Below are 26,133 nucleotides of genomic sequence, written 5' to 3'. Positions count from 1 at the left end.
GTCCTATTGTTAGCTGAGTAGAGATGAAAAAGTGCCAAGTCGAACTGCGTCCAACCGACCGCGATTACCTAGAGAATTTGTTGCGTAAGGGTCAACTGGGAGCCCGGCAGTTTAAGCGGGCGACTGGTTTACTGGAACTTGACCGAGGCAAACCCGTAAGTGCCGTTGCGACGACCTTAAGTGTCTCAGAGACGACGGTGCGAGCATGGCGCGAGCGCTATGAACAGGAAGGATTGCAGATGCTGCATGACAAGCCCCGCTCGGGTCGCCCAATCGAGTTTGATGGTGAGCAACGAGCCAAGATTACGGCCTTAGCTTGTAGTGAAGCCCCGGTCGGTCATGACCGCTGGGACTTGCGTCTGCTGGCGGATAAGGCGGTTGAACTGAACTATTGCCAGAGCATTTCACATACGCAAGTCGCGAAGATTCTCAAAAAAACGAGTTGAAGCCTCACCTCAAGCAGACGTGGTGTCTGGGTCAATTGGATAGCCGCTTTATTGCTCAAATGGAACAGATCCTTTGGTTGTACGCCCAACCTTATGACCCTGCCTACCCGGTGGTCTGCTTCGATGAGCGTCCCTGTTTTCTCATCGGTGAGGTTGTTGCCCCGTTGCTGATGCGAGCGGGTCATGTCTACAAAGAACACTACAGCTATGAAAAAAATGGCTCTTGTGCCTTGTTAGCGGCAATTGAACCCTTAACGGGAAACCGTCTAGCTCAGGTGTACCCGCAACGCACCAAACGAGAATACACCTTGTTCTGCCAAGCGCTGGCGACTCAGTACCCCCAGGCCTGTAAAATTCGCCTGATACAAGACAATCTCAACACCCACAATGCCAGTTCCTTCTATGAAAATTTACCTGCGGCCGAGGCGTTCGCTTTAGCTCAACGGTTTGAGTTTTACTACACACCGAAATCCGCGAGTTGGCTCAACATGATTGAGATTGAGTTGTCGGCGTTGGCACGCGGTTGCTTGCATCAACGCATTCCTACGATAGAAGAATTAAAACGGCAAGTTTTAGCGTTGGTTGCAGAACGTCATGAGCAACATATCAAAATCGACTGGCAGTTTTCGATTGAAACTGCCAGGAGCAAACTTAGTCGTCACTACGACAACATTCGACCTGAACCAGTGGGAGTAAAACCGTCAGATACTTAATTTACAGAGTACTAAATTGGAAAAACTGAGTTTATACGGGAATCTCAATTACCCACTCAGTGCCCTGACCCGGCTGAGAACGGCAGTACAATTGTCCGCCATGCTTTTCGACCACAATTTGATGGCTGATAGAAAGCCCCAATCCCGTTCCTTTACCCGATGGTTTGGTTGTAAAAAACGGATCAAATAACCGCTGCTGCACCTCTGCCTCTATTCCGTTGCCGTTATCGGCAATGCTGATCTGTACCTGCTGATTGGGCAAGACCTGGGTCTGAATCCGAATCATCGGAGAATGCTGAATTGTTGGGGCCTGCTGAGATGCCGTTTTGGGGACAGATTGCAGCTTTTCCTCCAGTGCATCAATGGCATTACTCAGCAAATTCATAAACACCTGATTTAGCTGCCCGCCATAGCAATTGACTAGCGGCAGATTCCCATAATCCTTCGTAATTTGAATTTTAGAATTGGGGGCGATCGCCTTTAATCGATGCTGCAATATAGCAAGCGTACTGTCGATTCCTTCATGCAAATCAACAGGTTTCTTCTCAACCTCATTCACGCGCAAAAAGATTCTCAAAGAAGACATAATATCTCGGATTCGCTCAATCCCTAGCCGCATAGAGCTAAGCATCTTAGGCAAATCCTGATAGAGATAATCCAAATCAATTACGTCCTGATGAGACAGAATGACTTCTGGCGGATCAGGAAACTGCTGTTGATACAGGCTGACATGGTCAAACAAATGCTTAACATAGTCTTCTGCATAGTGCAGATTGCCCGAAATGAACCCAACCGGGTTGTTCACCTCATGCGCCACATGAGCCACGAGCTGTCCCAGGCTCGATACCTTTTGTAACTGCACATTTTGCTCGTGCAATTGTGCGGTCAGCTTTTTCAAGCGTAGATGCAAGTTAATCCGCATCAGCATCTCTTCATACTGAATTGGCTTTGTCAGGTAATCAACAGCACCCAAGCTAAATCCTTTGACCTTATTGTTCGTATCTGACAACGCAGTCATGAAGATCACGGGGATGTCTTTTGTCTTCTCTCCCAGCTTCAAGCGGCGACAGGTTTCAAACCCATCAATACCAGGCATCATCACATCCAGCAAAATCAAATCCGGCAAGGCATACTCAGCCTTTTTAAGAGCACTCTCCCCACTTTGGGCAATCAGCACCCGAAAGCCCAAATCGCTCAAAAAATCAGATAAAACACCCAGGTTTGCTGGCGTGTCGTCCACGATCAGAAGGGTGTCAGACCCCTCAGCCTCTTGTGTCGAAGGGACACTCAAACTCTCTTTTTCCATTAGTTCACGGTCTGATATTGTTGAATGAACAAAAGAATTTTTTCTTCTTCAAATTGCTGAGCTAAATGCTGCAAATGTTTGGAAAAAGGTACAAGATCAGCACTAGTTTTCTCCAACCTAGAAACTTGAGACTGAATCCCCTTCAAGTCCCCTTGCATCGCCAAATCTAGCAGAAGTTCTAGCTCGCCCTGTGGTGGCGGAACGATGAGTTCCTCGGATGCCTCAGACTTAGATGAAAACAAAGACTCGGACGGAGTTTTTTCTGACGAATGCTCGTATGTCCACTCCAATTTCAGAAGCACTTGCAGCCGTTCTAGAAGCTCATGCTCACGAATCGGCTTGGGCAGAAACGCATCACATCCGACCCCCAAACTTTGCTGCTGATCGTTCTCAAACACACTGGCTGAGGTCGCAATAATAGGCGTGTCTTTGAAATCGGGTCTTTGGCGGATCTGACGGGTCAGTTCAAAGCCATCCATCACAGGCATTGCCAAATCCGTCATGATCAGATCAGGCTTAAAGCCCTGGATTTTTTCTAGAGCCTCCTGTCCATTTTGGGCTTCGACAACCTCAAATCCGATAGGCGACAATAGACCAATCAAGATGTAGCGATTTTCCAGCCGATCATCTACGACGAGAACCCGCTTACGCTCTCCGGAGTAGCCCCGAATCAACGCTTGATTGGGTTTGCGAATCTCAATCGCTTCCGAAGACTCCTGTAAATCCAAATCAAACCAAAATGTGCTGCCCTCTCCCAACTTGCTCTCGACTCGCATCTGGCTTCCCATCAGCGCCAGCCAACTCTGGCTAATAGTCAAGCCCAGCCCGGTTCCCTCAGTTCGTTGCTGGAGGCTACCGGTTTGCTGAAACGGCAAAAAGATCGCGTCTAGCTGGTCGGGCGCAATACCTACACCTGTGTCTTTAACCTCAAAGCGAACCTTATCAGCCTGGGGATGAATCCTAAGCGTCACCCCACCAGTTTCCGTAAACTTAATCGCATTGCTAAGCAAGTTGATCAGCACCTGGCGCAGACGTTTTTCATCTGCCCAAACCAGGGTAGGCAGGGACTCAGAAGATTCGCAAGTAAACGAGATCCCTTTCTGATCGGCACGCACCCGACAGATTTCACTCACGCCTTCTATAAAAGAAGCGAGCGGGAAACTGCTAGGATTTAGCTCCATCTTCCGCGCCTCGATCTTTGCCAAATCAAGCACGTCATTGATCAGCGTTAGCAGATGCTCTCCGCAGTGCTGAATGACATTCAATCCCTGTTTTTGGGTCTCGGTTATCACTCGATCTTTTTTAAGGATCTGAACATATCCCAAAATGCCATTCAGAGGCGTTCTAAGTTCATGGCTCATGTTTGCCAGGAACTCGCTTTTGGCACGATTTGCCTCTCTTGCCTTTTCTTCTGCAACCCGTAGCTCCTGCTCGATGCGCTTGCGTTCAAGAATCTCATCTGAAAGCGCTAGGTTAGCAGCTTCTAGCTGGGCTGGGCTGGGCAGTGCAAGAGCCTTTGGGATGAGCGGCACCAGCCCAATCGCAGTGTAGACCGAGATTAGTGCTGTGATCGCCTTGAGGATTCCGGCTGCCCAATAATTGGGGTTCCAGAGCGTCCAAATCTCCATGAGATGCCCAGTTCCACAGGCAATAATGAAGGCTCCAAACAGCAAGAAAATCCAGTCAAAGGGCAAATCTTTTCGTCGAGAGACAAAGTAAATTAACAAAATTGGGATTGAATAGTAGGAAAGGGCGATCGCCCCATCAGCCAGAACATGCAGCCAGACAAGTTCAGGCTTCCAAAGATAACAATGCCCGTGGGGAATAAATCCATTCGTACTGCCTAAAACGCCGCCTAAGGCAAATAACATAAGCTCATTCAAACTTTAAGAATTACACAGTGTGCGTCAAAGTGCGAGTCAACTAAATACTCTACTAGCGTGGCGAAGATAGCTCTTTCAGAACGTCGCACAGCCTTCTGACTTCGCTTCTCCACAAAGTTTTCCCACCTTAACCTCAAGTCCTCAAAATCTTCAGATCACGAACCCCAACCCATTAATTTTTGGAGGCGGCAAAAATAGGTCGGGCAAGGCTCCAAAGACAGAACTGTAGAGAGAACTATAAGAAAACTCAGGGACTTATAGCTTCAAGTGTAAAAAACGATTGTGACAATCCCGTGACATGGTATTTCTAGGGCAAAAAGATATAGATGGATTACCTATGGATTACCTATGAATTACATAGAACTCGTGCAGAATTCATGCAGAATTCGTGGATTTTTTGAGATGTCACGCGAATGTCACATTTTGTATCTACTATGAATTGCAGTGAATGCATCCATTCATCAAAGCCGTTTTTTTTGAGTATAGGTAACTCAGTCTCGCACTGTTTACGGGTAGTTTCACTTTTCATCCAGTCTTGATCACAATACGGATCGTCTCAGAAGAGGAAAGAATGCTGTTTCCATCCGTTATAGATGAGGGGCTAGTCCATCTATTTAAGTATTGGGATCAAGGTGTTCTTCAGGGAATGCGAATTGGTGGTGAGCTATATACGCTACTCAAGTCTTATCCTGCTGAAGAACGTTTGAAGGCTTATTCAGATGCTCAGGAGCAGATTGAGGCAGGAGAGTCCGTGTGCATTACAGCCTCAAAAAGCCGCTATTCGGTGTGGCTTAAGCTGCGATCGCCCGAACTGGTTGGTCTTTTGAGTGCGGCCTTACTTGTCAGATGATTAGATGATTAAGTGAGAGAGTTTGAGTTTCGGATGCAGGTCGCTGAAATCGGAAGGTCACACTAGATTCACACTAGATCCAGTAAAACGTTTGTTAGGGTGTCTGCTATGGGCTACTTAAATGACAGTGTTCCGGCTTCCTACGCATTGGAACATCGAGCATTTGAAGGGCAGGATCTTGAGCAGCAGTTTCCCGATGATTTGGATATCTTCACTCTCTCTTCGGAACCTGAGAGTTTCACTACATTTATCAGCCATGAGCTGCGAACGCCGCTGACTGCAATTCTGGGTGTCTTACGCCTGCTGCATAGCGGGCACTTTGGGACTTTATCAGCAGAATGTGAATCTTTTCTGAGTCTGGCAATTGTTAGCGCTAATCGGCTAGAGCGACTGGCAAAAATAATTGAGCATGAAAACGTCTCTCCGGTTACGCTACTGTCGGATCTGGAAATGAGGTATTTTCATTTAGAAAATGACCTTTATTTGGCAATCGATCGTCAGGAATTTCAGACGTTTTATCAGCCGATCTTCTGTGTAGAGTCGGATCGAATTATTGGATTTGAGGCACTAACTCGATGGCTGCATCCACAGAAAGGCTGGATTCCTCCATCTGTGTTTATTCCACTCGCCGAAAAAGTAGGCTTGATTCACCAACTGGGGCTATGGAGCCTTGAGCAGTCTTGCCATCAGCTTGGCCAATGGCAGCAACAGCTTCCTTCGGCACTGCCGCTATTTATGAGCGTTAATCTCTCTGCAATTCAACTCCTACAGCCAAGCTTTATTGAAGCTGTTCAAGAAATTCTTCGAGATACTAAAATTGCGCCTGGAAGCTTGAAGTTAGAGATTACAGAAACTTCTCTAATTCAAAACTATGACATAGCGATCGCCACCCTGTCTAAGCTCAAGTCGCTTGGCGTGCAGTTGTATGTCGATGATTTTGGAACAGGTTATTCTTCATTGGGGCGTTTGCAAAATTTGCCAGTCGATGCTTTAAAGCTTGACCGATGCTTCGTAGCAGGCAAACAGTGGCATATCAGCAAAGCAATTTTGTTTTTGGCATCAAAGCTGGGGCTGGATGCGATCGCAGAGGGAGTCGAGACGATCGAGGAGGTCGAATTTTTAAAGGCAATGGGTTACAGAAAAATGCAGGGATACTTCTTCTCTAGGCCCGTAGATGGTGAAGCAGCAAGTGCATTAATCTCAACCTCACTTGATCGAGAAATCACACTGTCAAGATGTTCAGATCCCTGTTGATTGATAGTCCATTTATTCCGCATGGGCACTGCTATCTCTGGAAGCCGGAACTCATTGGATTACACCTTATTTCGGATTCCCTAATTGCGATCGCCTACTACTCTATTGCTTGTATTCTCATTTATTTTGTCTATCGACGACGAGACCTCCCCTATCCTTGGGTCTTTCTTCTGTTTAGCGCTTTTATTGTTGCTTGCGGGACTACTCATGTGATGGAAGTATGGACGCTTTGGCATCCAACTTATTGGCTTTCAGGTATTATTAAAGCTCTCACCTCAGGGATCTCTGTGTTTACTGCAATCCGGCTCGTGCCCCTTGTTCCTCAGGCCTTAGAAATTCCTAGCCCTGCACAGCTAGAGATGGCTAATCAGGAGCTAGAGCGAGAGATTCTGGAGCGCTTACGAATTGAAGAAATGATGCGTCAGCAAGCTGAGCGAGAACAGCTTCTGGGACGCATTACCCAACACATCCGCCAATCCCTCGATTTATACGAGATTTTGAACACAACTGTAGAAGAAGTCCGTCGATTTCTCCGGACTGATCGGGTTGTGGTTTATCAGTTTACTCCGGATTGGAATGGTAATATTATTGCCGAGTCTGTCAGCGCTGCAAGCTTTTCTATTCTAGGGCAAACCATCCATGATCCCTGCTTTGAGTCTCTCTGGCAGGAACCTTATCAACAAGGACGAGTTAGCGCGATCGCGGATGTGTATACTGCGAATATTCAGCCCTGTCATCGAGACCTGCTAACCAGTCTTCAGGTGCGGGCAAATCTGGCTTTACCAGTTTTATACGGAGAGTCTTTGTGGGGATTATTAATTGCCCACCATTGTTCAGGATCACGCCATTGGGAATCTTGGGAAGTTGATTTGTTGCGGCAGTTACTCATTCCGCTCAATATCGCAATTCAACAAGCCCAGCTTCACCAGCAAATTCAATTGCTGAATTCAAATCTGGAGCAGCAGGTTGAGAACCAAACCAATGAGTTGCGACGAGCGCTCGAATTTGAGTCGCTTTTGAAGCGCATTACAGATAAGGTTCGAGATAGCCTGGACGAGGGACAAATCCTGCAAACGGCCGTTGAGGAACTGGCGCTAGGGCTGGAGGTTGAATGTTGCGATGTTAGAATCTACAACGCTGACCGAACTGCGTGTACTATTCGCAGTGAGTATACGACCCAGTTGCCAAGCTGTCTAGGGCATAATTTTTCGATTTCGGAACCTCCCGCTCGTGATATTCATGAGCAGATTCTTCAGGGAATAACCAGTCAGTTTTGTTTTACCAATGGTGACTTGTTTCGCATTGGGCAGGCTGAGTTTTCGGCGATGACTTGTCCGCTGATGGATGATGAGGGCGTATTGGGAAGCCTGTGGTTATTCAAACCCAAACAGCAGGACTTTAACGAACTGGAATTGCGAGTCGCACAACAGGTTGCCAATCAGTGCGCGATCGCCGTTCGACAGGCCCGCCTGTATCAAACTGCTCAACAGCAAGTTATAGAGTTAGAGCGCCTGAACCGCTTAAAAGATGATTTCTTGAGTACTGTCTCTCACGAGTTGAGAACGCCCATGTCTAGCATTAAGCTAGCGATTCAAATGCTTGAGATTCAGCTCAGACCGCTCAATCTTATTGATACGCCTTCTAGCCCAGTGAGCCGCTATTTCCAAATTCTTCAAAATGAATCTCAGCGAGAAATTAATTTAATCAACGATCTCCTGGATTTGGCTCGTATCGATGCAGATGTGGAGCCGCTCGCGCTGACGACGATTGATCTGCGTGAGTGGTTACCCCATCTTGCAGAGCCGTTTGAACTGCAAGCCCGTAGCCAGCAGCAGCTTCTTCAACTAGCTATTTCTGAAGCCTTACCTGCATTCACAACAGATCTTGCTTATCTATCCCGAATTCTGAGTGAACTGCTTCACAATGCCTGCAAATATACCCCTGCTGAAGGGATCATTACACTTTCAGCCTGGGCAGAAGCGGGCTACTTAAAATTGGTGGTTACTAACACGGGCATCGAGATTCCTGAAAGCGAGCTAGAGCGCATCTTTGATAAGTTCTATCGTGTGCCCAGCCTTGACCCCTGGAGACATGGAGGCACTGGGCTAGGATTGGCTTTAGCAAAAAAGCTTGTAGAGCGGCTTGGAGGAATTATTCGAGCCGAGAGCGCTAACAATCAGGTTGAATTTATCGTCGAGTTTCCAATGGACTGGTTGAACTTTGGCCCAACTGTAACGGTTTAAGGGCAGCCTATTGCTTTGCCCTGGGAAAGAACCAAGGAAAGAACCAAGGGTGGAATTTGTGATTGCATACCTACCAAACCCGCATCTGCCTAATCGCCTTGCTATTAGCCGCCATAGATCGATTGCAATAGCCCCGATTTAGCCGACTTTCCCAAAATCTTTTGCTGCAATCTGTTCAACTGCCAGGGATAGAGCGATCGCCCCTTCTCAAATGCCCCCAAACTCAATTGCCCCACCTGCGCTAGCAGACTCGCAGCAGCAGCAGAGTCACGCTGCATCCAAGCTGCCACTGGATGCTCCCAGGTTTGCAGAAACTCCGTAACCTGATAGCGGGCATCCGCTGCGGCTTCGTCGTCGGGGTTGCCTGCTGAGACGTAGAGATCCGCAGCGGCGGGTTCCAGCGGCATCTTCAGCGCGGATTCTCGAATGGCTTGCCAAGTGGGCGCAAGGAGCATCGCCAAAATATGTAGGGCGTTGGGCGTTTTGAACTCCTCTGGATCGAGCGAAAGGTCGCCAAGCTGCGTGTCGCCTGTCTGCTCTAGCCAGTATTCACCCAGCGCCGTGATAAACGGCTCGACGACTTCCCGCAGCACGACTGCACAGAGCGATCGCCCAACGGCTGCATAATCAGCAGCAGCAGCATCGGTAGCAGCAGCATCGGCATAACCCACTGCGGCAGCGTCCGTTTCTCCCCCAGACTCGCCCATCAGCCGTTGAGCCGTTTGTAAGTCCTGCTGGCTTTGGGCATTGAGGCAACACCAGACTTTCTTGCCAAGGTGCGCTTTTATGTTTTTGGGAAATGCAGGTTTGGGGAAAGCAGGTTTCGGAAAGGCTGGGGCGCTGGGCGTTGGGCTTGCAGAACCCGCCTGCTGATTCGGTAAGGCAGATTCCAACGCAAATTCCGCCGAGACAGCATCCTGCATGGTGTCGATTTGGGCTTGCGGTTGCGGGATGGTGGCTGGTCGGCGCGGTTGATTTTCAGCGCGATCCGGTTCGGCCTCGGTCTGGGAGCGCGGAGTCTGCGGCTGTTGGGCAGAGAGACGGTCTAGCTGCTGCTGCAAATGGGCAAGCTGCTGGGTGAGCGCGTGGATGTGCTGGTCTTTTTCAGCTAGGAGTCGATCTTTTTTTTTAAGCAGATCGGTCTTTTCCGCGATTTCCAGCGCGTTGAGGGCGGCGCGAATCAGGTTGAAATAGTGCGGCTGGGAGACATCCACAGGTTGAGCCTCGGCACGGCTCTTGCCCAAAAATCCCCAGGTTTCTCTGGGGCGAGTGGCCAAAAGCTGCCCGTCGGGGTTGTAGATGTGCAGTTCGCGCTGACCCTCGACGGTGGTGATGTGGCAGGTATAGGTGCGGTTGTTGAAGGGGAAGGGGAGTCCGGGCAGGGAAACGGGGGAGGGGGAGCTTTGGGGAGATGAATCGCTGGCGGGTTCGGGCGGGTCGGGCGGGGGGTCGGGCAGATCGGGGATAGGAACACCACCGGGGAGGCGGATGCCGATGAGTTCGAGTTCCACGTTCATCTGACCGTTCCACTCGTTGAGGCGGAGGCGATAGGCGATGTCGATGGGGCTGGGCAGGGGGCAATATTCACCCCAGCGCCAGGCGATCGCCTTCATGCCAGACTCTTCTTCGTCCTGAGCCACGACGACCCGCAGATGAGAGCGGTCTTTGCCAATCACCTGCTGTTCCACGATACGGACGTTGGGAGTCCAAAACACCGGGTCGGGGTTGCCAATGCCGCAGGGGTGGAGTTGGTCGATCTGCTGATACAGGTCGAGGGTGAGGTCGCGCAGGTTGGCCTGGGCATCGACTTCGATCAGCGGGCGCAGGTGCTGGGGTTGCAGGTGCATGTTGGCGAAGATTCGCAGGCGCGATCGCATTTCCTCCAGGTTCTCTGTGGCCAGGGAAAAGCCGCCCGCCGCTCGGTGTCCGCCAAACTTGTCGAGGATATCGGCGCAGCATTGCAGCGCGTCGAACACGTTAAATTCGGGAATGCCCCGGGCCGAGCCGCGAATCCGCGTTGGGTCGCCTTCTTCATAAGTGCCGATGAACACGGGCACGCCGTAGCGCTCCACCAGCCGCGATGCGACGATGCCAATCACCCCGTGATGCCAGCCGTCCTTCACCAGCAGCAGCACGCGGTCGTTTTGCAGATTTGGCGCGTGGGCCTCGGCAAGGGCGATCGCCTCCTGTTCGATCAGTTCGCACAACCGCTGCCGCAGTTGGTTTACTTCTTCGCACTGCATTGCCCGCTCTAGCGCCACGTCCGGATCGTCCGTCGTTAGCAGGTCAATCACTATATTTGGGTCGGCAATGCGCCCCACGGCGTTGATCCGCGGCCCCAGACGAAACCCAATGGCTTCCGGCTTCAGCGCGTCCTGCTCTGGATTCACGCCCGCCACCTGGATCAAAGCCTGTACGCCCGCCAGTTTCGACTTGGGCAGCCGCCGCAGTCCCCGTTGCAGCCAGCGCCGATTTACCCCCGTCAGGGGAGCCAGATCGGCGATCGTGCCCAGGGTGAATAGCTCTAGCAGCGGCCCGGTGAGATCCTGGGTTTGCCCCAGTGCTTGCGCCAGCGAGATGGCCAGAATGTAGGCTACGCCCACGCCCGCCAGCCCTCGATAGGGCGAGCTTTCGGCAATTAATTTGGGATTTAGGATGGCGTGGGCGGGGGGCAGTTCGGGCGGAATATCGTGGTGGTCGGTGACGATGACGTGCATTCCCAGATCGCGGGCAAAGCCGATGGGCCCCGCCGCCGCGATGCCGTTGTCTACGGTCAAGATCACCCGCACGCCCTGGGCGTGAAAGTCTTCCACGATGCGGTGGTTGATGCCGTAGCCCTCTTTCATGCGGCTGGGAATTTCTGACTGGACGCGCCCACCGAGCGATCGCAGCGCCCGCAGCAACAGCGCCGTGCTGGTCATGCCGTCGGCATCGTAGTCGCCACAGATGGCGATTCGCTGCTGTCGGGCGATCGCCGTTTGCAAAATGCTCACCGCCTCTGCCAGGTCAGGAAACTCATCCATCGGGGAGGCTAGCTGCATCAACTCAGGATTGAGAAATACTCGCGCCTGGTCGGGCGTGTTGATATCTCGATTCAGCAAGACCTGCCCCAGCACAGGGCTGATATCGGCCGCTGCTGCCAGCCGCGCCGCCCGCTCCGGATCGGCATCCGCAATTTGCCAGCGCTGGCTGGGAATGCGGCGAGAGCGGGGACGAGGTGGGGAGGGGGAGGACACGGTGGGAAGAGGGAAGGGGGAAGAACGAAGAGGGAAGAACGAAGAGGGAAGAACGAAGAGGGAAGAACGAAGAGGGGAGGGGGAATTCCGGGGGGCAATCGCTCTCTATGATCCTTGTCTTTTCCCAAGGGTACAACTCTGCGCCTTGAAATGGACTGATTTTTGATGCTGAGAGGCTGACTGGGGCGCGGAGGGGGCGCGGAGGGGGCGCGGAGGGGGCGTGCGGGGGCGATCGCATCTTTCTGCGTCCTAAAGCCCAGGGGTGATAATAGGAAAAGAATGGTTGATATGACCTGTTTTTCCTCCCCTCTCCCCCAGTCTCTTGCAGTCTCAAACTCCTTCCCTCCCCCTTATCCTCGGTGTTACGGGCGCGTCCGGGCTGATCTATGCCGTGCGATCGCTCAAGTTTTTGCTGCGGGCGGATTATGCCGTCGAACTGGTCGCGTCCAAATCGACCTACATGGTGTGGCAGGCAGAACTGGGCATTCGGATGCCTGCGGAGCCTGCCCAGCAGGAGGAGTTTTGGCGGCAGCAGGCGGGCGTGGCACAGGGGGGAAAATTGCGCTGTCATCCCTGGGGCGATGTGGGGGCCAATATTGCCAGCGGCTCCTTTCGCACGGCGGGGATGCTGGTGATGCCGTGCAGCATGAGTACCGTGGGCAAACTGGCGGCGGGCCTCAGCTCTGACCTGCTGGAGCGGGCCGCAGACGTGCAGCTAAAAGAAGGGCGCAAGCTGGTGATCGTACCCCGCGAAACGCCCTTTAGCCTGATTCATTTGCGGAATTTGACGACGCTGGCCGAAGCCGGAGCGCGGATTGTGCCAGCGATTCCGGCCTGGTATCACCACCCGCAGACGGTGGAAGATCTGGTGGATTTTGTCGTAGCGCGAGCGCTGGATCAGTTCGATATCGACTGTGTGCCGCTCAAGCGCTGGGAGGGACATTAGCAGAGCGGGATTGGCTGCTTTAGAACCCCGTAGGCTTTAGCGCTATGCAGGCTGGGGCAGGTGCGCGTCCAAAAAGCCCTCAATCCGCTGCTTGTTGACCACACCCTCGATCGCCTCCACGGGCTGTCCTTCTCGGAACAGAATCAGGGCAGGCACGCCTTCTACCTTGTAGCGGGCGACTGCTTCGGGATTGGCATCGACTTCCATTTTGACAATTTTGAGGCGATCGCCATACTGACTGGCAACAGACTCCATCATCGGCGACATCAGGCGACACGGCCCACACCACGGGGCCCAAAAATACACCAGCACGGGCTGGTCGGTTTGCAGAACGGTCGTTTCAAACTCGGAGTCAGAAATGACCACCACGCTGCTACTCATAAAACGTTTAATCAGCTTGCTAAAGTGCTTGGGTTGATGCCGCACAAAGGGCACCTATCCATCGTGCCACACGCCGGGGAGAACCTTGGCAGCATCGCGAAACTCACAAAACTCGCAAAACCCAGCCGAAGTTGCTGCTAAAAAGCGAGATGCGCCCGAAGAATCCTCCTGCATCATCTCGCTTTGAAGTTTGCCTACTTTTAATTAAAAGCACTGATCGAAAGCGCTGATCAAAAGCGCTGAACCCAGTCGGTTAAAGCTGGTCGAGCTGGGTTTTCAGTTGCTCTAGCTCGGCATCTACCGAAGCATCGGTCGTGGTGGTGCTGGGGGCAGAGGCAGGCAGTTGGCTCTGAGCGGGCGACGCGCCGCCGATTAGTTGTGCCTTCATGGCTTCTAGTTCAGCATCCACATCTGTACTCGACTCTAGCTGGGCAAATTGCATTTCCAGGTCGGTTCCTGCTAGCTCGGCCGCAGCCTGAGAGCGGGCTTCCATTTGCAGCACTTTCTCTTCCATGCGCTCAAATGCGCCCATTGCCGTGCTGGTGCCCAACTTGCCGACGGTGTTTTGCAGTTGCTCGTTGGCCTTGGCGGCGCTGGCGCGGGCCTTGAGCATGTCTTTCTTGGTTTTGGCTTCGGCAATCTTGCCTTCTAGGGCAATCAGGTTGCGCTTGAGGGTGTCCACTGTAGCGCTCTGCTGGTCAAGCTGGGTCTTCAGCGCAGCAGAAGTGTCGAGCTGCACTTTCTTGCGGTTTAGTGCTTCGCGGGCGAGGCTTTCGTCGCCCTTTTGCAGGGCCAATTGGGCCCGCTGCTGCCAGTTGTTGGCTTCAGTCTGCGCCTGGTTATACTGCTGCTGCATCCGCTTTTGGCTGGCGATCGCGCTAGCCACCGCCTGACGCATTTGGATCAGGTCTTCCTGCATGTCGATCAGCGCCTGATCCAGAATCTTTTCGGGGTCTTCGGCAGAGCTAACGGCGGCGTTGAGGTTGGCCCGCACCACCCGGCTTACACGATCAAACAGTCCCATGAGAATCTTTTCCCTTTGCGGCAGTTCCACCTTATTTTAGGCATTACTCCAGCGCAGATGACAGGGTAAAAACTCGCTTGGGGGAAATCAGCGGGTATAAGAAATGCTTAAATTTGGTTTTCTTGAGTCTTTGGGTCAAAAGATTTAGTGCAATATCGGGATATTAGCGTGGTTATAGGGTCTGGGCATCTACTGATTCAAGTCCGTTCATTTCGCTACAAGGTCTGAACCGGGCGGTTTTGCTTTGCCCTTTTCAGAATCGCGTCGTTGAACTTCTCCACAAAATTTTCCATAACCTCCCATAACCTCCCGTAACCCCTATGTATAGAATTTACGCTGTAGATGCTGCCGATCCAGAGTCTTTCAGGCGTGACGAGCGATCGCCCCAAGCTTCGGATAACCTTCTATCTGCGCTTCCAAACCCTGCCCTTCGATCTGGCGTGCTAGGGGTGCTGCTGGGTTCTGTGGGGGCGATCGCCCTTGTCCTTGGCGCGGGTGTGTCACCCGCCACATCCTTCAGCTTCAACTCGCGCCAGTCTGCCTACGACCTCAGCTTTAGCCAGCCCGACTTTGCCGATGCGCTTGCGTCCTATCGCATTACCTACACCACCGATGCCGAGCGGGGCGAACTGATTACGCTCGACACCCAGCTAAAAACCAGCGTCCAAAATTTCGTCGGCTTGCCGTCTGGCAGCAATAGCATCGCCAGCGTCACTCAGAGCGGCAATGTGTTTACCCATTTCATCGTGTCGAACGGCGGCCCGGGCGGGTTTGAAATCCGCTACGACACGCCCGTTGCCACCGCGCCAGGGGGAAACTTTAACGAAAGCTGGCTGGTGCGATCCTTCGATGGGGAGGCGTGGGATTTGGAGTTTCTGGGCGGCGGCTCCAATACGGGGCTGATTCCGCCGGACTATGAACTGGCGATCGCCCTTCCAGGCAACTGGTCAACCCAGGGCAGCAACCCCGGCCAGCTAGAGTTTCGGGGCATAGGGCCTGGTTATACCATCCTGGATAATTTTTCCTACAACCCCGCCACCAACCTCACGACGTTCAAGGCAGTGAACCATCGCTGGGACGATTCCTCGCCCGACCTCAATTTTGTGCTACACGGGCGATCGCCCCAATCCACCCCTGAACCCGGCGTGCTGATGGGCTTAGCCGCTTTGCTCGGCGCAATTTTTCACTGGCGGCACCTACGACCGTCGAGCTAGCCCAGGGTGAAACCCCGACCTCAGCAACCACACGCAACCCGACAGGGCGAGGGCCCTGTAGCTAGCCCTGTAGCTAGCCGTGCAACTAGCACTGCAACTATTAAGTTGTCCGAACTTCAGAAATTAAGTTAAATTTAGTTAAGATTCGTTCTCAGAAATAGAAGTTCCCTGAAGCACTCTGGTTGTCTTCTCCGTCTAGACCTACTGGACGCTTGCATTGGGTGAACCCTACTTTCCTGATAGTGTTGACGGGGGTTGACTCTGATAATGTTGACTTATTCCTATAAGCTCTAGCTATAAGCATTGGCTGGGTGAATTGGTTTAACGTAAAATTGTCTGACGCAGGCGCATTCTCTGCCCGGTCGTTCAACGCTGTCAGTCCTTCTCTGAGTCTTCGAGTCTCCGCAGCTTCGAGTCTTAAGCTCTTGAGTCTTTAAGTCCGAGCCTTTAGTCCAAGTCTTTAGTTGCAGTTTTTAGAGGCACCTGGCGTTATGAAACTTTCCTGGAGAGTCATCCTCCTTTGGACATTGCCAGCCCTGGTGGTCGGCTTCTTCTTTTGGCAGGGTGCATTTACCACCTCCCCGATGGACATGGGGCGAAACACCGCCAGCACCCGCATGACCTACGGCCGTTTTCTGGAATACCTGGATGCGGGCCGTGTGACCAGCGTGGATTTGTATGAGGGCGGTCGTACGGCTATTGTGGAAGCCATTGATCCGGAGTTGGATAATCGGATTCAGCGACTGCGGGTTGATCTGCCAGGAAATGCGCCAGAGTTGGTCTCTAGATTGAGAACTGACCACATCAGTTTCGATGTGCATCCGCCCCGCAACGATGCGGCGATCTGGGGACTGCTCGGCAATTTGCTGTTCCCCATTCTGCTGATTGGTGGGCTGTTCCTGCTGTTCCGTCGCTCTAGCAACGTGCCCGGTGGGCCGGGGCAGGCGATGAACTTCGGCAAGTCTCGCGCCCGCTTCATGATGGAAGCCAAAACGGGCGTGATGTTCGACGACGTAGCGGGCATCGAAGAGGCCAAGGAAGAACTGCAAGAAGTGGTGACCTTCCTGAAGAAGCCAGAACGCTTTACCGCTGTGGGGGCAAAGATTCCTAAGGGCGTGCTGCTGGTGGGGCCGCCGGGAACTGGGAAGACTTTGCTGGCCAAGGCGATCGCCGGAGAAGCAGGCGTTCCCTTCTTCAGCATTTCTGGCTCAGAATTTGTGGAAATGTTTGTCGGGGTGGGTGCATCCCGCGTCCGTGACCTGTTCAAAAAAGCCAAGGAAAACGCACCCTGCATCATCTTTATCGACGAGATCGATGCAGTGGGTCGTCAGCGCGGCGCGGGCATCGGCGGCGGCAACGACGAGCGGGAGCAAACCCTGAACCAGTTGCTCACTGAGATGGACGGCTTTGAGGGCAACACGGGCATCATCATCATCGCCGCCACAAACCGTCCCGACGTGCTGGATTCTGCGCTACTGCGACCGGGCCGGTTTGACCGACAGGTGGAGGTGTCGCCGCCGGATATCAAAGGTCGCCTAGAGGTGCTGCAAGTCCACGCCCGCAACAAGAAGCTGGCGAAGGAAGTGTCTCTGGAGGCGATCGCCCGCCGCACGCCTGGGTTCTCTGGGGCCGACCTGGCAAACCTGCTGAACGAAGCCGCCATCCTCACCGCCCGCCGCCGTAAGGACGAAATCACCATGCTGGAAATCGACGATGCCGTCGATCGCGTGGTGGCTGGCATGGAGGGAACCCCCTTAGTCGATAGCAAGAGCAAGCGCCTGATTGCCTACCACGAAATTGGCCATGCCATCGTTGGCACGCTGGTCAAGGATCACGACCCGGTGCAGAAAGTGACGCTGATCCCTCGCGGACAGGCTCAGGGCTTGACTTGGTTCACGCCCAGCGAAGACCAGGCGCTTATCTCTCGTTCGCAAATCCTGGCCCGCATCATGGGTGCCCTAGGCGGACGCGCTGCGGAACAGGTCATTTTTGGCGATGCCGAAGTCACTACAGGCGCAGGCAATGACCTGCAACAGGTGACCGGCATGGCGCGGCAAATGGTGACGCGCTTTGGTATGTCGGATCTGGGCCCGGTGTCGCTGGAAAGCCAGCAGGGTGAGGTCTTCCTGGGGCGCGACTGGATGACCCGCTCAGAATATTCCGAAGAGATCGCGGCTCGGATTGATGCCCAGGTTCGCTCTATCGTGGAACATTGCTACGAGGAAACTTGCCGTATCATTCGAGACAATCGCGTGGTGATTGATCGCTTGGTCGATCTGCTGATTGAAAAGGAAACGATTGACGGAGACGAGTTCCGCCGCATCGTGGCTGAGTATGTAGACGTGCCGGAGAAGGAGTCCTACGTGCCTCAGCTATAGGGCAGTCTGTGAAACGTGTTTGGCGTGTTTAGATAGCTCTGCTTCAGTTCTTAATAAAAAGGCTGCTGTGAAACCACAGCAGCTTTTTTTAGTGATTTTTGCAGTGATTTTTGCAGTGATTGCCTCCGAATCGCTTAGAGGATGTTTGAAAAGTCCTACTGTTTGTAGCAAAGCGTGCAAGATCTCCCTAAATCCCCCTTAAAAAGGGGGAATTTAAGGCGGTTTCCCCCCTTTTTAAGGGGGGCTAGGGGGGATCTCTGAGTGCTTAACATTACAGGCGATACCTTTTCAAACATCCTCTTAGGTAACCCGAACTCCTTATACGGCCTTTGGGGAACCGTGGTCTACGAAACAGCCCAAAGCCTGACCAAAGGCTTCAGTTGATGAGTGCATCCCACTTTTGTAACCCTCACCCTAAATCGCTCTCCCAGAGCGGGAGAGCGACTTTGAATCCAGCCCCCCTTTTCCCGTTTTGGGAGAAGGGGCTGGGGGATGAGGGCGAATTTGCAGAACTGGGATGCCCCCCAGTTGACCGTCCATCTGCGTAAGTCTTATGCCAATTCCACAAATTATTTTATTCAGGGGAGCTATTCAGGGGATCAGGCGGGCGTGGCGACCTTCTGGGGCAGCTTCACCTCGTCCTTGAGCGGGTTGCCCTGCTCAAAGTCGCTGATGCTAGTGATGGTGGTGGTGGTGATGTCGTTCAAGGCTTCGCGGGTAAAGAAGGCCTGGTGTGCCGTAACGACGACGTTTGGGAAGGACTGCAAAAGCTGGAACGTGTCGTCTTGAATCACGGTGTCGGAGAGGTCGCGGAAAAATAGCTCCTCCTCTTCTTCGTAGACATCGATGCCCAGGTAGCCGATTTTGCCTGATTTAATGCCTGCGATCGCCGCTTTGGTGTCAATCAGCTTGCCCCGGCTGGTGTTGATTAGCATGACACCATCTTTCATTTGGGCGATCGTGCTGGCATTAATCAGGTGATGATTTTCAGGGGTCAGCGGGCAGTGCAGCGAGATAATGTCCGACTGAGCCAGCAGATCTGGCAGATCCACATAGCGGGCATCTTCTAGCGCCTCAAACTTGGGACTGGGGTAAGGGTCGTAACCTAGCAGGTGGCAGCCGAAGCCGTGCATAATTTGGGCAAAGATTACGCCGATTTTGCCCGTACCCACTACGCCAACTGTTTTGCCGTGTAGATCGAAGCCCAGTAGTCCGTTAAGCGAAAAATTGTCGTCTCGGACACGGCTATAGGCTCGGTATAGCTTGCGATTGAGCATTTGAATTAGCCCGGCCGCATGTTCCGCAACGGAGTAGGGGGAGTAGGCAACAACCCGCACGACTTTCATGTCCAACTCGGCGGCCACTTCCAAATCGACGTTGTTATATCCTGTACAGCGCAGAGCGACGAGGCGGGTTCCTCCGTTTGCCAAGGCGCGGAGTGTGTCAGCACTGACATCATCGTTCACAAACACGCAGACTGCGGGGAACCCAGCCGCAAGAAGCGCCGTTTTGGGTTCCAGCCGGACATCAAAATAAACGAGTTCGTGGGGCGATCCAGCGGCGGCATTGGCAGCGTCCAAAAACTTGCGATCGTAAGGTTCGGTACTAAAAACAGCAACCTTCATGCAGTTTCTCCAAAAAGCTGAAGTTTATGTGATCAGGACTTACGCACTTGCGATAGGCTTTCTGGATTTTGGACAATTTCTCGCGGGCTGCGCTCGCGAGAAATTGTTCAACTGCGTAAGTCCTAGTTATGTGCAGGCACGGTCAGTTTCTCAAATTTTGAAGCCTATGATATCGGCAAACCCGCAAACTCCGGGCTATTCTGCGATACATTGGCAGCTAGATGGGCTTGTGAAGCTAGGGGTTTGAACCCAGGCTTTTCCTGAATGTAGGCTCGATGTCAGGATGCCATCAGCCCTTATGCAACTGCCATCAAGCCCTGTGCCAGACATCCTGTGCCAGACATCCTGCACCAGACATCCTGTGCAAGGCATCCTGTGCAAGGCATCCTGTACCAGACATCGAATGTGAGAACTCCCTTTGATCCGCACACGTTAGCAGGAAACCCGTGACCATGCCGCAGATTGCCCCCTTTGGCTCCTGGAAATCGCCCATCACCTCAGACCTGATTGTGGCGGGAAGCTTGCGCCTGGGGGAGGTGCGGCTGGATGGCGGCGATGTGTACTGGAGTGAGGGGCGACCGACGGAGGGCGGGCGGAACGTGGTGGTGCGGCGATCGCCCTCCAATGCTCCAGATGCTTCCACACAGGATCTCACTCCTCTACCGTTTAACGTTCGGACTCGCGTGCATGAGTATGGCGGCGGCGCGTACATCGTGCGGGATGGCATTGTATATTTCTCGAACTTTGCGGATCAGCGCTTGTATCAAATAAGTCCGGGTGAAGCGCCGCAGCCGATTACGCCCGAAGGTGCATTTCGCTATGCCGATGCGGTGTACGATCGCGTGCGAAATTGCCTCATCTGTGTGCGCGAAGATCATTCCCAAAATGATCACGAACCCGTGAATACGATCGTGTCTATCAGCCTCTCATCCGCAGATGGAGGGCTGGATGCAGGAACGGTGCTGGTGTCGGGCAGCGACTTCTACGCCTTTCCCCGGCTGAGTCCTGACGGCTCGCGGCTGTGCTGGATCGAGTGGAACCATCCGAATATGCCGTGGGACGGCACGACGCTGTGGGTTGCGGAGGTCAAGGCAGACGGTCGTTTGGGAGAACTGCAGAAGATTGTCGGCGGCGAGGCGGAGTCGATTTTTCAGCCCGCTTGGTCGCCGGATGGGGAATTGTACTTTGTGAGCGATCGCACGAACTGGTGGAACCTCTACCGCTGGAACGTTGCCACTGCCACGCCAGAGCCGCTCTGTCCCAAGTCTGCCGAGTTTGGGCTGCCGCTGTGGGTGTTTGGCATGTCTACCTACGGCTTTGAGTCGGCAGAGTCGCTGATTTGCACCTACAGCGAAGACGGCGTTTCTAAACTGGCGCGGCTGCACACGCGCACGCTGGAACTCACTGAGATTCCCACCCCCTACACCAGCATTGGCGGCCTTCAGGTGGCGGGTTCCTCGGTGGTGTTTGGCGCGGGTTCGCCGACCAAACCGGGGGCGATCGCCCATCTCGATCTGTCTACGGGTCAAATCACGGAACTGCGCCGCTCCAGCACCCTGGAAATTGATCCTGGCTATATTTCTGTACCGCAGGCAATCGAGTTTCCCACAACAAATGGCCTCACTGCCTACGGCTTTTTCTATCCGCCCCAAAATCAGGATTTCATTGCACCCGCCGGGGAAAAACCGCCGCTTTTGGTGAAAATTCACGGCGGGCCCACCGCTGCCACCAGCGCCACCTTCAGCCCCAGCATCCAATACTGGACAAGCCGGGGCATTGCCATATTGGACGTGAACTATGGCGGCAGCACGGGCTACGGGCGCGAGTATCGCGAACGGCTGAAGGGCAACTGGGGGATTGTGGACGTAGACGACTGCGTGAATGGCGCGAAGTATCTGGCAGACCAGGGCTGGGTGGATGGCGATCGCCTCTGCATCGACGGCGGCAGCGCGGGCGGCTATACCACGCTGGCGGCGCTGGCGTTTCGCGATGTGTTCAAAGCTGGGGCCAGCTACTACGGCGTAAGCGATCTAGAGGCGCTGGCAAAGGACACCCACAAGTTTGAATCGCGCTATCTGGACGGGCTGATTGGCCCCTACCCCGCCCGCCGAGATTTGTATATCGAGCGATCGCCCATTTATGCCATCGATCGGCTCAACTGCCCCCTCATCTTTTTCCAGGGCGATGAAGACAAAATCGTGCCGCCCAATCAGGCGGAGATGATGGTCAACGCGCTGCAAGAAAAGGGACTGCCCGTTGCCTACGTGCTGTTTCAGGGCGAACAACACGGCTTCCGCAAAGCAGAGAACATTAAACGGGCGCTCGATGGTGAACTCTATTTCTATGCGCGAGTGTTTGGTTTTCCGCTGGCAGAGCCGATGGAAGCAGTGGCGATCGCCAACCTCTAAGCCTCTAAGCCTCTAAGTCCGCAGGCCTACGCAAGGAGCAAGTTCGCAAGATCCGTTAAGCTCGATTGGCTTCATAGATTAGCTCTATAGACTGGTTCTACAGATTGGCTCTAATTTCAAATGACTTCGCGTGAATTCACGTAGCCCAGACGTTCAAGACAGGTTTCCGATCGGGTGACTGTACAGCTTGCCTTCAAAACCTATGTAATTCCACGAGTTATCTGCTCAAAAAAATAAGGAAATCATGAACCTGTCTCTGTAAATTCGTCAAAAATCTCACATGAAATTCTCTGTAAATATCCTGCTAGCCTGCTACTTTACTTGATCTTCACTTCAGATCCTCGAAATTTTACGAGCATTCCTGGGAGTCTGCTTAAGAATAGGCTTAGAGAGTTTACACAGGGTAACCCTATGAAGGCAGTCATCTTAGCTGGAGGATTGGGGACTCGCTTGAGCGAGGAGACATCTATCAAGCCAAAGCCGATGGTGGAAATAGGCGGACAGCCAATTCTCTGGCACATCATGAAGATCTACTCTGCCCACGGCATCAACGACTTCATTATTTGTTGCGGTTATAAGGGTTACGTCATCAAAGAGTACTTTGCAAATTATTTTCTGCGGATGTCGGATGTCACCTTTGACATGCGATTTAACCAGATGAACATTCACTCCGGCTATGCCGAACCCTGGCGCGTCACGCTGGTAGATACGGGCGAAAACTCGATGACCGGGGGCCGTCTACGTCGCGTTCGAGAGCATATCGGGAATGAAACCTTCTGCTTCACCTACGGCGACGGCGTGAGTGATGTCAACATCACTGAATTAGTGGAGTTTCACAAGCAGCAATCGACGCTGGCAACGCTGACAGCCGTGCAGCCCCAGGGTCGTTTTGGGGCGATCGCCCTCGGCGAAGAGCAGACCAAAATCACCCAGTTTCACGAAAAGCCTGTGGGCGACGGAGCCTGGATCAACGGCGGCTATTTCGTGCTGGAGCCAGAGGTCATCGACTACGTTGAGGACGACTTGACTGTGTGGGAACAGGAGCCGCTGCAAAAGCTGGCGCACATGGGTCAACTCTCTGCCTACAAGCACGCAGGCTTCTGGCAGCCCATGGACACCCTCAAGGATAAGAACTACCTGGACGAACTCTGGAAAAAAGGGAAAGCCCCTTGGAAGACCTGGTAGGGGTGCTTTGGGTTGGGTTTCTAAACCAACACTGCTGCGACTTGACGCAACGCGCGAACCGCGTCGAACCCTGTTCGGCGGGTTCTGAAGCGACGAATAGCCAATCCTAAGGACGGAGATTCATGTACGATTTTGCAATTATTGGCGGTGGCATCGTTGGTTTATCCACAGCAATGGCGCTGGGTCGTCGCTACCCAGATGCCAAGATCGTCCTGTTTGAGAAGGAAAGCCGGTGGGCCTTTCACCAAACGGGCAACAACAGCGGCGTGATTCACTCCGGCGTTTATTACAAACCGGGCAGCTTCAAGGCAAAGTTTTGCCGCGATGGCTGCCAGTCGATGGTGGCGTTTTGCCGCGAACATGACATCCCCCACGAGGTCTGCGGCAAGGTAATCGTGGCAACCGAGGAGCATGAGCTACCGCTGCTGGAAAATCTCTATCAGCGGGGTCTGCAAAATGGCATCCAGGTCGCCCGGATTACGGCTGAAGAGGTGCGGGAGATTGAGCCGCATGTGAATTGTCTGGCTGGGGTGCGCGTGTTTTCGACGGGCATTGCCGACTACAAGCAGGTCTGCCAGAAGTATGCAGAACTGGTGCGGGCCCAAGGTGGTGAGCTATATCTGAATACTAAGGTAGAGCGCATCGTTGACCTGCCCAATGGTAAGGCGGTGGAAACCAACAACGGAACGTTTGAGGCCAAACTGTTGGTGAACTGTGCTGGCCTGCACAGCGATCGCGTCGCCAAGATGGGCGGGGTCGATCCCGAAGCCAAGATTGTGCCCTTTCGGGGAGAATATTACGAACTCACGCCCGAAAAGCGCTATCTGGTGAAGGGGCTGATTTATCCCGTGCCCAACCCGGCGTTTCCGTTCCTAGGGGTTCACTTTACCCGCATGATCGACGGCAGCGTCCACGCTGGGCCAAACGCCGTGCTGAGCCTCAAGCGCGAGGGCTACAAGAAAACCGATTTCGACCTCAAGGATTTTGCTGAGGTGATGACCTATCCGGGCTTTTGGAAGCTGGCGGCAAAGCACGCTGACGAGGGCATCCAGGAAATCATCCGTTCGTTTAGCAAGGCTGCCTTTGTGCGGAGCTTGCAGCGGCTGATCCCCGAAGTGCAGTCTGAGGATCTGGTGCCGACCCACGCGGGCGTGCGGGCCCAGGCGTTGATGAACGATGGCAAGCTCGTGGACGACTTTTTGATTGTGAAGGGGAAAAACTCCATCCACGTCTGCAATGCGCCGTCTCCGGCAGCGACCTCCTCGCTGGAGATTGGCAAGGCCGTCACCGAGCAGATTGCCGAACAGTTTTCGCCTGCCACGTCCCCTGTGCAAGCGGTCTAAGGGCGATCGCCCCCTGCAAATCCCCCTTTTGTTCACACCTTCTCGTCCCTTCTGAGCAGCCCAAGCCAGTCCCGGAATGTCTGGCATATCAGCGTTTACAGTACACACAACACAGGAATCCACAGCATGAAAGTATTGGTCACTGGAACCGAAGGATATCTGGGCAGCCTTTTGGCACCGCTGTTGCTGGATCGCGGCTTTGACGTGATTGGCGTAGACACAGGTTTTTATAAAGTCGGCTGGCTTTATAACGGCACAGATAAAACTGCGAAAACCTTAAACAAGGATATCCGCCACATTACGCTGGAAGACCTAGAAGGCGTAGAAGCCGTGGTTCACATGGCGGAACTGTCCAATGACCCCACGGGCCAGCTTTCCCCCAACATTACCTACGACATTAACCACAAGGGGTCTGTCCGCTTGGCAGAACTGGCCAAGCAAGCAGGGGTGCGCCGTTTTGTGTATATGTCCTCTTGCAGCGTATACGGAGTCGCCTCTACGGACGTGGTGACGGAGGAAACCCCCGTCAACCCCCAAACGGCCTACGCCGAATGCAAGACGCTCGTGGAGCGCGATGTCAAGCCGATGGCAGACGACAACTTCTCGCCTACCTTCATGCGAAACGCGACCGCGTTTGGTGCGTCGCCCCGGATGCGCTTTGACATCGTGCTAAACAACCTGTCGGGTCTGGCCTGGACGACCAAAGAGATCAAAATGACCAGCGACGGTACGCCCTGGCGTCCGCTTGTCCATGCCCTTGACATCGCCAAGTCCATCATCTGCACGCTAGAAGCACCGCGTGACATTGTTCACAATCAGGTCTTCAACGTGGGCGACACGGCGAACAACTATCAGGTCAAGCAGATTGCCGAGATCGTGGCAGAAACATTCCCTGGCTGCCAGCTCAGCTTTGGCGACAACGGCTCGGACAACCGCAGCTATCGCGTGTCGTTTGAAAAGATCAACACCCAGCTTCCTGGTTTCAAATGCGAGTGGGATGCGCGTCGGGGTGCTGAGCAGCTTCGCAAGGTGTTTAGCCAGATTGACATGACGAAAGAGGTGTTTGAGGCTCGCGGCTTCACGCGCCTGAAGCAGCTTGAATACCTGATTCGCACGCAGCAAATCGACAAAGATTTCTTCTGGAGCTAGTCATGATTTTTACCGAAACCAAACTCAAGGGCGCGTTCATCATCGACCTGGACTATCGCGAAGATCATCGCGGCGCGTTTGCTCGCACCTTCTGTGCCAAAGAATTTGAGGCGCATGGGCTGAAGCCGACGGTGGCGCAATGCAACCTGTCGTTTAACCACAAGGCAGGCACTCTGCGCGGAATGCACTATCAGATTCCCCCGGCTGCGGAAACCAAGCTGGTTCGCTGCACGCGGGGCGCGATCTACGACGTGATTATCGATATGCGGCCCGATTCGCCGACCTACAGGCAGCATATCGGCGTGGAGTTGACGGCTGAGAATCGCCGTGCCCTGTATATACCAGAAATGTTTGCCCACGGCTATCAAGCCCTGACGGATGGGGCAGAGGTGGTGTACCAGGTTGGTGAATTCTACACTCCTGGCTATGAGCGCGGCCTCCGCTATGACGACCCAGCCTTTGGCATTGAGTGGCCGATGGAGGTGACCGTCATTTCTGAGAAGGACGCTGCCTGGGCGCTGTTTGAGAACGTTGCAGTAGGAGTATAGA

18 protein-coding genes are annotated in these 26,133 nt (G+C 53.5%); 12 read left to right on the top strand and 6 right to left on the bottom strand.

All coding sequences use genetic code 11. The features are described from left to right. Window positions 1-23: 23 nt before the first annotated feature. Both HNI00_RS11215 and HNI00_RS11210 read left to right on the top strand, forming a co-directional pair. Complete coding sequence (locus HNI00_RS11215) at window positions 24-446, top strand: helix-turn-helix domain-containing protein (protein WP_297078364.1); 423 nt, start codon at window positions 24-26, stop codon at window positions 444-446. Then, window positions 392-1,159: an IS630 family transposase gene (locus HNI00_RS11210; RefSeq protein ID WP_316790097.1), complete on the top strand. Its 768-nt coding sequence runs from the start codon at window positions 392-394 to the stop codon at window positions 1,157-1,159. Before HNI00_RS11215 ends, HNI00_RS11210 begins: the two co-directional genes overlap by 55 nt. Window positions 1,160-1,190: 31 nt before the next feature. Here the strand turns inward: HNI00_RS11210 and HNI00_RS11205 are convergent, their stop codons facing one another. Together HNI00_RS11205 and HNI00_RS11200 are read right to left on the bottom strand one after the other, a co-directional pair. Continuing rightward, complete coding sequence (locus tag HNI00_RS11205; protein ID WP_420156261.1) at window positions 1,191-2,465, bottom strand: sensor histidine kinase; 1,275 nt, start codon at window positions 2,463-2,465, stop codon at window positions 1,191-1,193. Beyond that, a complete protein-coding gene (locus HNI00_RS11200; RefSeq protein WP_316793320.1) occupies window positions 2,465-4,336 on the bottom strand; it encodes an ATP-binding protein in 1,872 nt (623 codons plus the stop codon). The genes HNI00_RS11205 and HNI00_RS11200 overlap by 1 nt, the downstream gene beginning before the upstream one ends. 970 nt (window positions 4,337-5,306) lie before the next feature. Here HNI00_RS11200 and HNI00_RS11195 point away from each other — a divergent pair. Both HNI00_RS11195 and HNI00_RS11190 read left to right on the top strand, forming a co-directional pair. Beyond that, window positions 5,307-6,452: a putative bifunctional diguanylate cyclase/phosphodiesterase gene (locus HNI00_RS11195; RefSeq protein ID WP_316793319.1), complete on the top strand. Its 1,146-nt coding sequence runs from the start codon at window positions 5,307-5,309 to the stop codon at window positions 6,450-6,452. Next, entirely contained in the window at window positions 6,449-8,695 is a 2,247-nt protein-coding gene (locus tag HNI00_RS11190; protein WP_316793318.1) for a sensor histidine kinase, read from the top strand. Before HNI00_RS11195 ends, HNI00_RS11190 begins: the two co-directional genes overlap by 4 nt. 104 nt (window positions 8,696-8,799) lie before the next feature. Here the strand turns inward: HNI00_RS11190 and recJ are convergent, their stop codons facing one another. After that, on the bottom strand, window positions 8,800-11,931 hold the full coding sequence (gene recJ / locus HNI00_RS11185) for a single-stranded-DNA-specific exonuclease RecJ (RefSeq protein WP_316793316.1): 3,132 nt from the start codon (window positions 11,929-11,931) through the stop codon (window positions 8,800-8,802). 322 nt (window positions 11,932-12,253) lie between these two features. Here recJ and HNI00_RS11180 point away from each other — a divergent pair, with 322 nt between their 5' ends. Continuing rightward, entirely contained in the window at window positions 12,254-12,877 is a 624-nt protein-coding gene (locus tag HNI00_RS11180) for a flavin prenyltransferase UbiX (RefSeq protein WP_172356159.1), read from the top strand. Window positions 12,878-12,919: 42 nt separating this feature from the next. On the opposite strand, the gene trxA is transcribed toward HNI00_RS11180, so the two are convergent. Further along, window positions 12,920-13,258: a thioredoxin gene (trxA, locus tag HNI00_RS11175; RefSeq protein ID WP_172356161.1), complete on the bottom strand. Its 339-nt coding sequence runs from the start codon at window positions 13,256-13,258 to the stop codon at window positions 12,920-12,922. A gap of 253 nt (window positions 13,259-13,511) precedes the next feature. Next, window positions 13,512-14,282 (bottom strand): PspA/IM30 family protein, encoded by a 771-nt coding sequence (locus HNI00_RS11170; protein ID WP_068516133.1) that lies wholly within the window; start codon window positions 14,280-14,282, stop codon window positions 13,512-13,514. 320 nt (window positions 14,283-14,602) lie between these two features. On the opposite strand from HNI00_RS11170, the gene HNI00_RS11165 reads away from it, so the two are divergent. Both HNI00_RS11165 and ftsH2 read left to right on the top strand, forming a co-directional pair. Continuing rightward, window positions 14,603-15,496 carry a hypothetical protein gene (locus HNI00_RS11165; protein WP_316793314.1) on the top strand — a complete coding sequence of 298 codons (894 nt, stop codon included), beginning with the start codon at window positions 14,603-14,605 and terminating at the stop codon, window positions 15,494-15,496. 491 nt (window positions 15,497-15,987) lie between these two features. Then, window positions 15,988-17,874, top strand: a complete 1,887-nt coding sequence (gene ftsH2, locus HNI00_RS11160; RefSeq protein ID WP_316793312.1) for an ATP-dependent zinc metalloprotease FtsH2 — start codon at window positions 15,988-15,990, stop codon at window positions 17,872-17,874. Between the two features lie 599 nt (window positions 17,875-18,473). On the opposite strand, the gene HNI00_RS11155 is transcribed toward ftsH2, so the two are convergent. Beyond that, window positions 18,474-19,499, bottom strand: coding sequence for a 2-hydroxyacid dehydrogenase (locus HNI00_RS11155; protein ID WP_316793310.1), 1,026 nt, complete (start codon window positions 19,497-19,499; stop codon window positions 18,474-18,476). 452 nt (window positions 19,500-19,951) lie between these two features. Here HNI00_RS11155 and HNI00_RS11150 point away from each other — a divergent pair, with 452 nt between their 5' ends. The 5 genes from HNI00_RS11150 (at window position 19,952) to rfbC (ending at window position 26,132) form a co-directional block, all read left to right on the top strand. Further along, window positions 19,952-21,907 carry a S9 family peptidase gene (locus HNI00_RS11150; RefSeq protein WP_316793308.1) on the top strand — a complete coding sequence of 652 codons (1,956 nt, stop codon included), beginning with the start codon at window positions 19,952-19,954 and terminating at the stop codon, window positions 21,905-21,907. 411 nt (window positions 21,908-22,318) lie between these two features. After that, window positions 22,319-23,092, top strand: a complete 774-nt coding sequence (rfbF, locus tag HNI00_RS11145; protein WP_316793306.1) for a glucose-1-phosphate cytidylyltransferase — start codon at window positions 22,319-22,321, stop codon at window positions 23,090-23,092. A gap of 122 nt (window positions 23,093-23,214) precedes the next feature. Next, window positions 23,215-24,435: an L-2-hydroxyglutarate oxidase gene (gene lhgO / locus HNI00_RS11140; protein ID WP_316793304.1), complete on the top strand. Its 1,221-nt coding sequence runs from the start codon at window positions 23,215-23,217 to the stop codon at window positions 24,433-24,435. Between the two features lie 126 nt (window positions 24,436-24,561). Beyond that, window positions 24,562-25,584 carry an NAD-dependent epimerase/dehydratase family protein gene (locus tag HNI00_RS11135; RefSeq protein ID WP_316793302.1) on the top strand — a complete coding sequence of 341 codons (1,023 nt, stop codon included), beginning with the start codon at window positions 24,562-24,564 and terminating at the stop codon, window positions 25,582-25,584. 2 nt (window positions 25,585-25,586) lie between these two features. After that, on the top strand, window positions 25,587-26,132 hold the full coding sequence (rfbC, locus tag HNI00_RS11130; protein WP_068509017.1) for a dTDP-4-dehydrorhamnose 3,5-epimerase: 546 nt from the start codon (window positions 25,587-25,589) through the stop codon (window positions 26,130-26,132). Window position 26,133: the final 1 nt, after the last annotated feature.

Source organism: Thermoleptolyngbya oregonensis NK1-22, from assembly GCF_032705245.1.
In the GTDB taxonomy this organism is placed as follows: domain Bacteria; phylum Cyanobacteriota; class Cyanobacteriia; order Elainellales; family Elainellaceae; genus Thermoleptolyngbya; species Thermoleptolyngbya sichuanensis.
This window is presented reverse-complemented; position numbering and strand designations above follow the sequence as displayed.

Coding starts and splice junctions, on each gene's coding strand:
- HNI00_RS11215 (WP_297078364.1), top strand. CDS start 24: ATGAAAAAGTGCCAAGTCGAACTGCGTCCAACCGACCGCGATTACCTA.
- HNI00_RS11205 (WP_420156261.1), bottom strand. CDS start 2,465: ATGGAAAAAGAGAGTTTGAGTGTCCCTTCGACACAAGAGGCTGAGGGG.
- HNI00_RS11200 (WP_316793320.1), bottom strand. CDS start 4,336: ATGTTATTTGCCTTAGGCGGCGTTTTAGGCAGTACGAATGGATTTATT.
- HNI00_RS11195 (WP_316793319.1), top strand. CDS start 5,307: ATGGGCTACTTAAATGACAGTGTTCCGGCTTCCTACGCATTGGAACAT.
- trxA (WP_172356161.1), bottom strand. CDS start 13,258: ATGAGTAGCAGCGTGGTGGTCATTTCTGACTCCGAGTTTGAAACGACC.
- HNI00_RS11170 (WP_068516133.1), bottom strand. CDS start 14,282: ATGGGACTGTTTGATCGTGTAAGCCGGGTGGTGCGGGCCAACCTCAAC.
- HNI00_RS11165 (WP_316793314.1), top strand. CDS start 14,603: ATGTATAGAATTTACGCTGTAGATGCTGCCGATCCAGAGTCTTTCAGG.
- ftsH2 (WP_316793312.1), top strand. CDS start 15,988: ATGAAACTTTCCTGGAGAGTCATCCTCCTTTGGACATTGCCAGCCCTG.
- HNI00_RS11155 (WP_316793310.1), bottom strand. CDS start 19,499: ATGAAGGTTGCTGTTTTTAGTACCGAACCTTACGATCGCAAGTTTTTG.
- HNI00_RS11150 (WP_316793308.1), top strand. CDS start 19,952: ATGCCGCAGATTGCCCCCTTTGGCTCCTGGAAATCGCCCATCACCTCA.
- rfbF (WP_316793306.1), top strand. CDS start 22,319: ATGAAGGCAGTCATCTTAGCTGGAGGATTGGGGACTCGCTTGAGCGAG.
- lhgO (WP_316793304.1), top strand. CDS start 23,215: ATGTACGATTTTGCAATTATTGGCGGTGGCATCGTTGGTTTATCCACA.
- HNI00_RS11135 (WP_316793302.1), top strand. CDS start 24,562: ATGAAAGTATTGGTCACTGGAACCGAAGGATATCTGGGCAGCCTTTTG.
- rfbC (WP_068509017.1), top strand. CDS start 25,587: ATGATTTTTACCGAAACCAAACTCAAGGGCGCGTTCATCATCGACCTG.